Raw genomic sequence first — 11,805 nt, forward strand, 5'->3', positions numbered from 1 at the left:
GTCACCCTAAACAGGATGGCTTACTATCCGGTGAACCGGGCGCTTAACCGCCGTTCAGGTCCAGATAGGTTCCACCGCCGGCATTACAAGACCGGTCGGTACAGAATTCCTATGCGCGGGGCGAGTGACGCTTTAACGTAGCGCCGCGCACGCCTGCTGGATACGCACGCACGCTTCTTTCAGCACCGCCTCCGATGTTGCATAAGAAACGCGGAACGCGGGCGACAGCCCAAAGGCCGCGCCATGCACTGCCGCGACCTTCGCGCTGTCGAGGAAATAGTCGATCAGCTTTTCATCAGTGTCGATCAGCAGGCCGTCGGGAGTGGTCTTGCCCATGCAGCCGCTGGCATCGGGATAGACATAAAAGGCACCATCGGGGGTCGGGCAGTTCAGCCCCGGCGCATCGTTGAGCATGGCGACGACCTTGTCGCGGCGCTTTTTGAATGCCGCGTTGCGATCGTCGAGGAATTGCTGCGGTCCGCCGAGCGCGGCGGCGGCGGCGGCCTGAGCGATCGAACAGGGGTTCGACGTCGATTGCGACTGGAGCTTGCCCATCGCCTTGATCAGCCAAGCCGGACCACCCGCATAGCCGATCCGCCATCCCGTCATTGCATAGGCTTTCGAACAGCCGTTCACTGTCAGGATGCGATCGATCAGGTCGGGGCAGCGCTGCGCGAAGGTCGAAAATTCGAAATCGGCGTACCAGACATGCTCGTACATATCGTCGGTCATCACCATCACATGCGGGTGACGGCGGATGACTTCGCCCAGCGCATCGAGCTCTTCGCCCGAATAGGCGGCGCCCGAGGGGTTCGACGGCGAATTGAGCATCACCCAGCGCGTTTTCGGCGTGATCGCCGCATCAAGCTGTACGGGGGTAATCTTGTAATTCTGCGCCGCACTGCCCTCGATGACCACCGGGGTGCCGCCCGCGAAGGCGACGATGTCGGGATAGCTCACCCAATAGGGCGCCGGGATGATGACCTCGTCGCCCTTGTCCACCGTCGCGACGAGCGCGTTGAACAAGGTGTGCTTGCCGCCGACATTGACCGTGATCTGGTCGAGCCCGAAATCGAGCCCGTTGTCGCGGCGAAACTTGCCGCGGATCGCTTCTTTCAACGCCACCGTGCCGTCGACCAAAGTATATTTGGTCTGGCCATTACGGATCGCCTCGATTGCCGCTTCCTTGACGAAATCGGGGGTGTCGAAATCGGGCTCGCCAGCGCTGAGCCCAATCACATCGACGCCCGCGGCTTTCAGCGCCGAAACGCGCGCGGTCATCGCGAGCGTCGCCGACGGCTGGATGCGGTTGAGGGCGGCGGAGATATGCGGCTTCAGCGACATGGGACTACTTTCCGTGGCTTGCGCGGACAGGCGGCGATCTGACAGGAAATTGCGCGGGGCCGCGCCTAAAGCCTCCGCTCGATCTTCGCAAGCGGCTGTGGAGATAATTTACCTATGCAGCGTGCAGGTCAGGCTATCCCGTTGCCGTAGCGTCGAGCAACCGTGCAGGGATCAGCCCGCGCAGCGAATTGCCGATAAAGAAACCGTCCGCCAGATCGGCGAGCCGCAGATGCGATTCGACCGCGCGGCCCTTGTCGATCAGCTCGGCGCGCAGCACCCCGGGCAGCAGCCCTAGCGCCAGCGGCGGGGTCAGCAACTGGCCGTCGCGTTCGACAAAGATGTTGCTCCAGCTGCCCTCGGTAACAAAGCCCGGCTCGTCGACGAACACCACCTCGGCCGCGCCGCTGTCCAGACGCGCCGCGTCATAGCCGGCGCGCTGGCTGGTCTTGTGCGCCAGGCGAAAATCGTCCGCCGTCATCGGCGCAGGGCGGACCGCGACGGGCACCGGCAGTTCAGCCAGCCGCGGCATTGGCGAGACCTCGACCGCGAGCGCGCCCGACGGCGCGAGCCGCATCCGCACCCGCGCCGCGTGGCGCAAGCGGAAGGTCGCCGATTGCAAACTGTTTCGCGCGCCGTGCCGGTCGAACGCAAATCCGAGCGTTTCGGCGCTCGCCTTCATCCGCGCCAGATGCCCCTCCAGCCGCTGGACTCCCTCGACGGGATCAAAGAACATGGTTTCGATCAGGTCGAAACGCGCCCCCGCTGCCCCCACAAACTCCCCCTTCGCCAGACATTCGCGCCATTCGTCAGCCGGTTGGCTGTCGGCGACAATTCCCGAACCCAATCCCAGCGTGGCGCGATTTGCGCCGCGTTGCAAGCCGTTGGCGCGCGGAAGCACCAGCGTGCGGATCGCAACATTGAACGCCGCGTCGCCCCCGGGTTCGATGAAACCGATCGATCCGGTGTAAATCCCCCGCGCATCGGCTTCCATTTCGTCGATGATTTCCATCGCCCGCACCTTGGGAGCCCCGGTGATCGAGCCGCAGGGAAAGGCGGCGCGCAGCACGTCGACCGCGCCGACGCCATCGGGCAGCCGCGCGCTGACGTCGGAAACGAGCTGGTGGATCGTCGGAAAGCTCTCGACACGAAAGAGGTCGGGCACTGCGACCGACCCCGGCACCGCAACGCGCGAAAGGTCGTTGCGGATCAGGTCGACGATCATCAGATTTTCGGCGCGCTGTTTGGGATCGTCGGCAAGCGCGCGCGCCGCCGCCGCGTCAGCTTCAGTATCAGCCAGCCGCGCCGCGGTGCCCTTCATCGGCCGTGCCATCACCTGACCATCGCGCAGCGCAAAGAACAACTCGGGCGAATGCGACACAATCGCCTGTTCGCCGGTCCAGATCAACCCGCCATAGCCCGCGCGCGCGGTTTGCCGCAGCCGCGCGTGGATTGCCAGCGGATTGCCCAGCACCGGCACCTCGGCACGAAAGGTCAAATTCGCCTGATAGATGTCGCCCGCCGCGATATAGGCGAGCACCGCCTCGACCGCAGCGATATAATCAGCGCGCGTGATCCGCGGGGCCACCGGACCGACCCACGCGCTTGCCGGATCGGGCAGCAGGTCCGCAACCGCATCGGCGTCAATCCGCTCGACGGTCTCGAACAAGCCGAACCAACCGGCAGGCGCTCCACGCTCGCGGTCGGCTGCTTCTTCGATCGGCCCTCGCCATGCCGAGGGCATGCCCCGCCCCGCTTCATAGGTCAGATAGCCCGCCGCCTGGAGCCCGCGCGCCGTCGCTGCTTCGACCGCCGTCAGCAAGTCCGGAACTTCGGCCGCCGACCGTGCGACCAGCGTGTCCACCGGATCGACGAACAGCCGCGCCGCCGCGGCATCATTTATGCGTGCATCGTCAAGCAGCACAAACGGCGGCGACCCCACCGCCGCCCCCGGTATCGCAGCTTTGGCTGTCATACTCGACGGCTCGCGTGCGCCGCGGCGCGCCGAGATCAGCGGTCGCGCTTCATGCGGATCGTGCGACCGCCGTCGATCGTGGCAAAATAGCTGCCCATCGTTGCGACCTTGATCTTGACCTTCTGACCCGGTTTGGGCTGGCGCGGCAGTCTGGTCGTATCGATCTGGACCCAGACCGCGTCATCTTCCATCACCAGCGTATATTTGCCTGATCGATCGACGCTGGCGGAGCGGATCGTGGTTTCAATTTCTTTGACCTCGTCCTCGTCACCGCCAAATATGCCGCCAAGCTTGGGAAAGGAAAAACCGAACAGGCCGCGCCGCGCCTTTTTGGCGGTCTCCCTGTCGGTAAAAGTGATCTCGCGCGCTGTATCGGCCGCCGACAACTCGCCGACCTCGCGGTCGAAACAGGCGAGGCGCGCGGCGGGATCGGCGATGTCCCGACACGCATATAGCTCCTGAATTTGTGCCGGCCGGACCGGTGCATCTTTATCCTTTGCCGCAGCCGGCGCTGCAACGACGCAGGCAAGAAGGGCAAGCGGGACGGCGACGCGCGACGACAGTTGCAACATGATAAAACCCCTGGCGAGAAAGATGGCCCTGCCTAGCGGCGGCGGCCGCACGCCGCAAGCGCGGCCCGGTTGCGATGTCGGCTTACTGACCCTAGTGTCAGGAACCCGCACCTGCACAAAAGGATCAAGCCACCGCGATGGACAGCGAATTTTCCTGGTCGACCGATTATCAGCACCCAACGGCCTGGGATCAGTGTTTCGCGCCGCTGTCGCTCCCCGATATGCTCGCCGATAGCGCTGCACAACGCGGCGATGCGGCGATGCTCGATTTCATGGGCCGCCGCTTTTCCTATGCCGAAGTCACCCGCGGCGCGGCGCGGGTGGCGCGCGGGCTCCAGCAGCTCGGGCTGGGCAAGGGCAGCCGCGTTGGCCTGTTCCTCCCCAACGTCCCGCATTATGTCGCGGCCTATTATGGCGCGCTCGTGATCGGCGCGACGGTGGTCAATTTCTCGCCGCTCTACACCGCGCACGAACTGGAAGATCAGGTCGAGGATTCGGGTACCGACACGCTGTTCACCGTCAGCGCCGCGGCGCTGCTGCCCACCGCGCTCAAGGTACTCGATGGGTCGAGCCTCCGGCGGCTCGTGGTCGGCTCGGTGGCGGGCGGGCTGGCTTGCCACAAGGCGCTCCTCTACCGGCTGTTCAAACATGCCGAAATCGCACCGATCCCTGACGACTCGCGCGTCATCCGCTTCTCGGCGCTGATCGCCAACGACGGACGCCCGGAAGCCGTCGCGATCGATCCCGAAAAAGACGTCGCGCTGATCCAGTACACCGGCGGCACCACCGGCACCCCCAAGGGCGCGAAGCTCACCCACCAGAACCTGACCGCAAACGCGCGGCAGGTGAATGCGATCGATCCCGACCATGACGCCGACGACCGCATCCTCGGCGTGCTGCCTTTCTTCCACGTTTTCGCCAACACCTGCGTCCTCAACCGCACCGTGCTGAACGGCGGCACGATCACAATGCTGCCGCGCTTCGATGCGAAGCAGGCACTTGCAGCGATCACCCGCACCAAGACGACCGCACTGCCCGGCGTGCCGACGATGTATCAGGCGCTGCTCGACCATCCCGATCTGGCCAAGACTGATTTCTCTTCGCTGCGCATCTGCATTTCGGGCGGCGCGCCGATGCCGGCCGAACTGCGCGAAAAATTCACTGCGGCGACCGGCGCCTCGCTTGTCGAAGGCTATGGCCTCACCGAAAGCTCGGGGGTCGTCGCGACCAACCCCTATGACGGCCCCGTCCGCCCCGGCACGATCGGCCAGCCGCTTCCCGCGACCCACATCCGCCTGCTCGACAAGGAAGACCCGACGAAGGCCGCCCCGGCGGGTGACCCCGGCGAGCTGGCGGTTAAGGGGCCGCAAATCATGCAGGGCTATTGGAACCGCCCCGACGCCGATCTCGACAGCTTTACCACTGACGGCTGGCTGCGCACCGGCGACGTCGCGGTGGTCGAGGACGGCGGCTATATCCGCATCGTCGACCGGTTGAAGGACATGATCGCGGTCGGCGGTTTCAAAGTCTATCCGAGCGTCATCGAGGCGCACCTCTACGAGCATCCTGCGGTGAAGGAAGCGATCGTGCTCGGCATCCCCGATGCCTATCGCGGCGAGGCGCCGAAGGCCTTTGTGACGCTGGAGGAAGGCTTCGAGATTTCCGGCGAAGCGCTCGCCGCGTGGCTCAACCCCCAGCTCGGCAAGCATGAACGGGTCAATGCGGTCGAAGTGCGGCTGAACCTGCCCAAGACCATGATCGGCAAGCTGGATCGCAAGGCTTTGCGGGCGGAGGAAGACGGTGCCTCTGCTACGCCTTAGCAGCGGCGGACTCCACCACCGCCGATTCCGATTGCCGGTTCAGGCCAATCTCCAGCGTGAATTCGCCATCGACGGCGATGTGGTGACGCCGTTCGGGTGCGATCACGATATTGTCGCCCGCGCCAAGCCGGATCGACCTGTCGGGCGCATCCTCCCAGACAATGCCGATATGACCCGCCGCGATCGTCGCCAAACCGCAGCACCCTGGCTTCAGCGCGTGCGCGCGGAGCAGTCCCGGCGGCAGCGTCGCCGTGGTAAAGGGGCCGAGCCGCCGATAGGCTGCGCAATCATCTGGCAGGCGCGCGCCTCTCATCCGACCAGCCCCCGGATCACGGCGACTGCAACGCCAAAGAAGGCTAGACAGATCGGATTGGTCAGGATTAGCGCCGCCACCGCGCCGGGCGACATCGGCCCGGTCTAGGTGTCGAGATCGCCGCCTGTACCAATCCGGCCATCACGCGCGCCATGGCCATCGAGCCCGATCAGCACCCCGCTCAATCCGAAATATAGGATGATGTAGGCCACGCTGATCGCGATCATGAACAGCGCCTCGCCATCGCGTCCGGTGGCACAGAGCAGCCCGCCCAGAAAAATGCCGTACCAGCCAGACATCACGCGCCAGATCGACGCCGGAACCTGCAATGCGTTATGCGCCGGATGGGCCGGGATCGATAGCGATCGGCGCTCGGCCGTGTCGCTATCGCCATGCCCCGGCGCTTCGATCGCGGCATACAGATTCATTTCATCCAGCCTCGTCCAATCCTCTCATGGCGCCAAGATCGGTGCGTCCGTCGCGGTGGATGCGGATGCCGGTCAACAGGCTGTCGGCAATCATTCGCGCGCGCTCGATTATCAGCCGGGTCGCGGCGGGGTCGCGTTCGAGCCGGTCGAGCGTCGCGCCAAACAGCGCCAACCAATGGAGGAAATCATCGCGCTCGATGCCCGGGATCGCGATGTGCTTGGCCATCGGATTGCCGCGAAAGCCGCCGCTTTCGTGCAGCACCGACGACCAGAAGGCGGTCATGCGGTCCAGATGTTCATCCCAGTTGGCGATGCGCGCGGCAAAAATCGGGCCGAGCCGGTCGTCGCCGCGGATCGCGGCGTAAAATTCTTCGACCATCTGCCGGATGAAGAGTGGGTCGATTTTCAACGCCTCAGCCGCCTCGCGCTTCGATTGGCGCGCCGCGGCGGCGTGGGGATTGGAAATCATCGCGCATTGGCCCTATTAGTGGTATTTATAATACCGTTTAAAGCGCTTTGCCTTTTAAAGCAATATTTCATATGCCGTTTTAATGCGGCTCAACCTCCAAACCGACTACGCCCTTCGCACCTTGATGATGTTGGCCACCCGGGGCGGTCAGATCTCGGTCGACGAGATCGCCAATGCCTACGGAATTTCGCGGCATCATCTGATGAAGGTGGCGGGCAAGCTGGCGGAGCTTGGCTATGTCGTCGCGCGCCGCGGGCGCGGCGGCGGACTGACGCTCGCGCGACCCGCCGCAGAGATTAACATCGGATCGGTCGTGCGCTCGATCGAGGCTTTCGACGTCTTCGTCGAATGCTTCGACCCTAAAACCAACAGCTGCGCAGTGGCAGGGGCTTGTGGTTTGCAAGGCGCGCTGTCGCTGGCGCTCGGTGACTTCCTGAACCGCCTCGACGGCTATTCGCTGGCAGATCTGGTCCCCAATCGCCAGCTTTTTGCCGCGCGGCTCGCCCGGGACATCGCCGTAAAGCGACCATCGCGGGCAATGTAATGTTGTAACCTCTGTCATGTTATGCCATATCTACAACCGCAATTGCCCCAACGGAGAATCGGGTGACCCAAGTCGCCAGCCCTGCCCATGTATCAACGCGCGCCATCCCTTTCTTGGGGCGGTGGGCCGCGATGTTTCGGGCTGCGCGCGATTCGCGGCCACTTACATCGCTGTCGGGCGACCAGCTGGCGATGGGCCTGTCGGGGCTGTGCCTCGTCCATTGCCTCGCCAGCACGGTGCTGTTTGCCTCAATCGCTTCGGTCGGGGTCGCATTCGATAATCATCTGTTCCACGAAATCGGCCTGATCATTGCAATCGGCTTTGCACTGATCACCCTCGTCTCGGGCGTGCTCAGCCACGGCTATATGATGCCGTTCGCGGTGGGCAGCTTCGGGCTCGGCATGATGGCGGGCGCACTGTCGCAGCCACATGATGGCAGCGAAGTGCTGGCGACCATGATCGGCGTCGCCGTCGTCGCACTCGGCCACGACCTCAACCGCCGCGCCAGACACTGAAGCCGCGCCAGACACTGAAGACGCCACTGATGTGATGCCGGCGCCGGAATGGACGGGTCCGCAACTTGCGGACATCCGGTAAACAGCCTACATTGCGATGATAGTTGGCGCGGGATTTCCCGCGCGCGAGGAACAGCCAATGGGCAAGCATGATCATCCGCACGTCGAGGCCAGCGGCGCCTCGCTCGCCAAGGCAGCGCAGACCGCGCTCGAGGGCGCGGGCGAAGCGTGGACCGACATGCGCGCGCAGATTTTCGACGCCGTTGCCGCCATCGGCAAGCCCGCCAGCGCCTATGAAATCGCCGATATGGTGTCGAAAGCGCGCGGCAAGCGCGTCGCGCCGAACAGCGTCTATCGCATCCTCGACCTGTTCGTCGCCAACAACCTGGTGCGCCGCGTCGAAAGCGCGAACGCCTTTGTTGCCAACAGCCACCCCGGCTGCCTCCACGACTGCATCTTCCTGATCTGTGACAGCTGCGGCAGCGCGGTGCATGTCGATGACGACAAATTGTCGACCGGTGTCCGCGCCGCCGCCAACGCCACCGGCTTTGCTGCCGAGCGGCCGGTGATCGAAGTGCGCGGCAAATGCTCCGAGTGCCAATAAGGTGAGTGAGCGCGCTCCACCGGACCGCTAGAAAATGGTCGGGGGGCTTCAGCATTGGATTGAAGCGCAGCGCGAGCGCCCGCCGGCACCGACGCGCTGGTGGGTCGCCACCTTGCTCTTTGGCATCGCCGTGGTGCTGTTCGGCCTCTATCTCGGGCAGGTCTTCCCACAAACCGGGTATGACGTCGCCCCCGGCTATGGGCCGCCCGTCCTCGCCTTCGAATTCGCAGGCAGTCAAACCGATCTTGAAGCGGTCTTCGGCTTTTTTACCGACCCGCAGCAGGGCACCCGCCTCGCGGCGATGCGCGCCGGTAACGAGCAGGATTATCTCTATATGCTGCTCTACGCGGGTTTCCTCGCCAGCGGCTGTCTCGCCCTGTGGCGCGAGCTTCGCCTGCGCCCGCTGCTCGCCGCGGCGGCGCTCCCAGTCGCCGCGGCGCTGTGCGATGCTTATGAAAATCGGCTGCTCTTCGACATCCAGGCCGCCTTTACCGCGGGCGACTATTCGCCCGCGATGGCCAGCCTGCCCTATCCGGTCGCGGCGAAATTCCTGCTCCTTGCCGTAACCAATGTCGTCATCGGCGCCGCGGCGACGCAGCTGGGCCGCTGGTGGGCGCTGTTCGGTACGATCGCGATCCTCGCTGCGATCCCGACCGTTATGGCGCTGATCACCCCCGCCGCCTTCGCTTGGGCGCTGATCCCCTCCGCGGCAGGCGGCTGGCTGTTGCTGCTCGCGCTGGCCGCAACGGGAAGCTGGCGCGCGCTGGTCCAGAAACGCCCGCTCGTCGATTAAGGCCACGCCTGACCCCCTTCCCACTCCGGCGATGCGGGTCTAGGGAAACCCCGAATCCCGCAAACAGGGCGAAAGGCTGCACCCATGAATAGCGTCATCATTCGCGAGGACGATTTGGTCGAAACCATCGCCGACGCGCTCCAGTACATCAGCTATTTCCACCCAATGGACTATATCCGCGCGCTCGCCGCTGCCTATGAGCGCGAGGTCTCGCCCGCCGCCAAGGACGCGATGGCGCAGATCCTGTCGAACAGCCGCATGTGCGCCGAGGGGCATCGCCCGATCTGTCAGGACACCGGTATCGTCACCGTTTTTATCAAATGGGGCATGGATTGCCGCCTCGACAGCCCGCGCAGCCTGCAACAGGTCGTCGATGAAGGCGTGCGCCGCGCCTATCTCCACCCCGAAAACAAGCTCCGCGCCTCGATCCTCGCCGACCCCGCGTTCAGCCGCGTCAACACCAAGGACAACACTCCCTCGGTTCTCAATGTTGAGATGGTCCCCGGCAACAAGGTCGTGATCGACGTGGCCGCGAAAGGCGGCGGCAGCGAGAATAAGTCGAAGTTCAAGATGATGAACCCGTCCGACAGCATCGTCGAATGGGTGCTCGACATGGTGCCGCAGATGGGCGCCGGCTGGTGCCCGCCCGGGATGCTGGGCATCGGCATCGGCGGCACCGCCGAAAAGGCGATGCTGCTCGCCAAGCAATCGCTGATGGACCCGATCGACATGACCGAACTGCTCGCGCGCGGGCCGTCGAACCCGACCGAAGAGCTGCGCATCGAGCTTTATGAAAAAGTCAACGCGCTCGGTATCGGCGCGCAGGGATTGGGCGGCCTCGCTACCGTGCTCGACGTCAAGATCGCCGACTGGCCGACCCACGCCGCGTCGAAGCCCGTCGCGATGATCCCGAACTGCGCCGCGACCCGCCACGCGCATGTGACGCTCGACGGCAGCGGCCCGGCCTTCCTCGAACCGCCGGTGCTCTCCGATTACCCGCAGATCGACTGGAAACCCGATCAGGCCGCGATCCGCGTCGACCTGGACACTCTGACCCCGGACGTCGTCGCGAGCTGGAAACAGGGCGACCGACTCCTCCTGAACGGCAAGATGCTCACCGGCCGCGACGCCGCGCACAAGCGCATCGCCGAGATGCTCGCCAAGGGCGAGGAGCTGCCCGTCAGCTTTCGCGACCGCGTCATCTATTATGTCGGCCCGGTCGATCCGGTCGGCGAGGAAATCGTCGGCCCCGCCGGCCCGACCACCGCCACGCGCATGGACAAGTTCATGGACATGATGCTGGACCAGGGCCTGCTCGCTTGCGTCGGCAAGGCCGAACGCGGCCCCGCCGCGACGCAATCGATCTCCAGGCACAAGAGCGCCTATCTGATGGCGGTCGGCGGCGCCGCGTACCTCGTGTCGCGGGCGATCAAGGGCAGCGAGGTCGTCGGTTTTGCCGATCTCGGCATGGAAGCAATCTACGAGTTCGAGGTGCAGGATTTCCCGGTAACCGTCGCGGTCGACAGCGAAGGCCAAAACGTCCACGTCACCGCGCCGATGCTGTGGCAAAAGCGGATCAGGGACGAGGGGTTGCTCGAGAAGGCGTAGCCGACGTCAGCGTTCGGCACGCATCCGTTCGACGAACAGCGCGACGTCCATCGCCTCGTCGCCGGGCTCGCGCGGCGCATAGCTGGCAAAGGCCGCATATGCCTCGGCCCAGCGCTCTTCCATCCGCACGACATTGTAGGGGTGGCTGACGAGGTAGAATTGCCCCGCCTCCATTTGCGGCACGATGCGGTTCGCAAAGGTATCGGCGTCCATCGCGGCGTCGGCATGGCGCGTCATGTCGGACTTCACCCAGCCGGGGATGATAACACCCACCTCGATAGTTGCCGGAGCCTCGTTACGTAGCGTGTCCATCAGGCCGACCACCGCGTGTTTGCTCGCGACATAGATGCCGCCATTCCGGCGCACAGCGTTAAACAGGCCATTCTCCGACGCCGTCGCATAGATCGCCGACGGCCGTCCGTCGTCGCGAAAGCGCCGCCCGAAGGTTCGGATGCAATTCCACACGCCCCAGACATTCACCTCCATCAGCGCGCGCGCCGCGTCATCGTCGGTGTCGAGTATCTCGGTGCGGACACCGCCCACTCCCGCGTTGGCGATGATGACGTCGGCGCGGCCATGTTGACGCCAGGCGAAATCGGCAAGAGCTTCGACGGCCGCCCCGTCGGTGACGTTGCCTGCGAACGAGCTTGCATCGATCCCGAGCGCGCCCAGCGCACCGACCGCTTCGGCCAGCTTCTTCTCGCGCGGTTCGAACAGGATGATCCGCGCGCCAGTGGCGCCGATCCGTTTCGCGAGCGCAAAACCAATCCCCGTCGCGCCGCCAGTTATGACGACGCTCTTGCCTCGAAAGTCCATGGCCCCT

At 64.6% G+C, this 11,805-nt stretch carries 13 protein-coding genes; 6 read left to right on the forward strand and 7 right to left on the reverse strand.

Annotated features, from left to right (window positions below):
* Positions 1-132: 132 nt before the first annotated feature.
* The 3 genes from CDQ92_RS16705 to CDQ92_RS16715 all read right to left on the reverse strand — a co-directional run bounded on the left by CDQ92_RS16705 (position 133) and on the right by CDQ92_RS16715 (position 3,888).
* Positions 133-1,344, reverse strand: a complete 1,212-nt coding sequence (locus CDQ92_RS16705) for a pyridoxal phosphate-dependent aminotransferase (RefSeq protein WP_088442769.1) — start codon at positions 1,342-1,344, stop codon at positions 133-135.
* 133 nt (positions 1,345-1,477) lie between these two features.
* Positions 1,478-3,316 (reverse strand): aminodeoxychorismate synthase component I, encoded by a 1,839-nt coding sequence (pabB, locus tag CDQ92_RS16710; RefSeq protein WP_188682361.1) that lies wholly within the window; start codon positions 3,314-3,316, stop codon positions 1,478-1,480.
* Positions 3,317-3,351: 35 nt separating this feature from the next.
* Positions 3,352-3,888, reverse strand: coding sequence for a hypothetical protein (locus tag CDQ92_RS16715; protein WP_088442771.1), 537 nt, complete (start codon positions 3,886-3,888; stop codon positions 3,352-3,354).
* Positions 3,889-4,025: 137 nt separating this feature from the next.
* Between CDQ92_RS16715 and CDQ92_RS16720 the strand changes: the two genes are divergently transcribed.
* Positions 4,026-5,708 carry a long-chain-fatty-acid--CoA ligase gene (locus tag CDQ92_RS16720; protein ID WP_088442773.1) on the forward strand — a complete coding sequence of 561 codons (1,683 nt, stop codon included), beginning with the start codon at positions 4,026-4,028 and terminating at the stop codon, positions 5,706-5,708.
* Here CDQ92_RS16720 and CDQ92_RS16725 read toward each other — a convergent pair.
* The 3 genes from CDQ92_RS16725 to CDQ92_RS16735 form a co-directional block, all read right to left on the reverse strand.
* Entirely contained in the window at positions 5,698-6,021 is a 324-nt protein-coding gene (locus tag CDQ92_RS16725) for a TehB-like domain-containing protein (RefSeq protein WP_088442775.1), read from the reverse strand. The genes CDQ92_RS16720 and CDQ92_RS16725 overlap by 11 nt on opposite strands.
* A 104-nt stretch (positions 6,022-6,125) precedes the next feature.
* Entirely contained in the window at positions 6,126-6,449 is a 324-nt protein-coding gene (locus CDQ92_RS16730; protein WP_088442777.1) for a hypothetical protein, read from the reverse strand.
* A 1-nt stretch (position 6,450) separates the two neighbouring features.
* Positions 6,451-6,918 carry a group III truncated hemoglobin gene (locus CDQ92_RS16735; RefSeq protein ID WP_088442779.1) on the reverse strand — a complete coding sequence of 156 codons (468 nt, stop codon included), beginning with the start codon at positions 6,916-6,918 and terminating at the stop codon, positions 6,451-6,453.
* Positions 6,919-7,000: 82 nt separating this feature from the next.
* Here CDQ92_RS16735 and CDQ92_RS16740 point away from each other — a divergent pair, with 82 nt between their 5' ends.
* From CDQ92_RS16740 to CDQ92_RS16760, 5 genes are all read left to right on the forward strand, one after another.
* On the forward strand, positions 7,001-7,462 hold the full coding sequence (locus CDQ92_RS16740; protein ID WP_088442781.1) for an RrF2 family transcriptional regulator: 462 nt from the start codon (positions 7,001-7,003) through the stop codon (positions 7,460-7,462).
* A 62-nt stretch (positions 7,463-7,524) separates the two neighbouring features.
* Positions 7,525-7,977: a MerC domain-containing protein gene (locus CDQ92_RS16745; protein ID WP_229667380.1), complete on the forward strand. Its 453-nt coding sequence runs from the start codon at positions 7,525-7,527 to the stop codon at positions 7,975-7,977.
* A gap of 139 nt (positions 7,978-8,116) precedes the next feature.
* Entirely contained in the window at positions 8,117-8,581 is a 465-nt protein-coding gene (locus CDQ92_RS16750; RefSeq protein WP_088442785.1) for a Fur family transcriptional regulator, read from the forward strand.
* A gap of 34 nt (positions 8,582-8,615) precedes the next feature.
* Complete coding sequence (locus tag CDQ92_RS16755) at positions 8,616-9,374, forward strand: hypothetical protein (RefSeq protein WP_088442787.1); 759 nt, start codon at positions 8,616-8,618, stop codon at positions 9,372-9,374.
* Positions 9,375-9,458: 84 nt separating this feature from the next.
* A complete protein-coding gene (locus CDQ92_RS16760) occupies positions 9,459-10,982 on the forward strand; it encodes a fumarate hydratase (RefSeq protein ID WP_088442789.1) in 1,524 nt (507 codons plus the stop codon).
* Positions 10,983-10,988: 6 nt separating this feature from the next.
* On the opposite strand, the gene CDQ92_RS16765 is transcribed toward CDQ92_RS16760, so the two are convergent.
* Positions 10,989-11,798 (reverse strand): SDR family NAD(P)-dependent oxidoreductase, encoded by an 810-nt coding sequence (locus CDQ92_RS16765; RefSeq protein WP_088442791.1) that lies wholly within the window; start codon positions 11,796-11,798, stop codon positions 10,989-10,991.
* Positions 11,799-11,805 lie beyond the last annotated feature (7 nt).

It is taken from the genome of Sphingopyxis bauzanensis, assembly GCF_002205675.1.
Classification (GTDB): Bacteria; Pseudomonadota; Alphaproteobacteria; order Sphingomonadales; family Sphingomonadaceae; genus Sphingopyxis; species Sphingopyxis bauzanensis.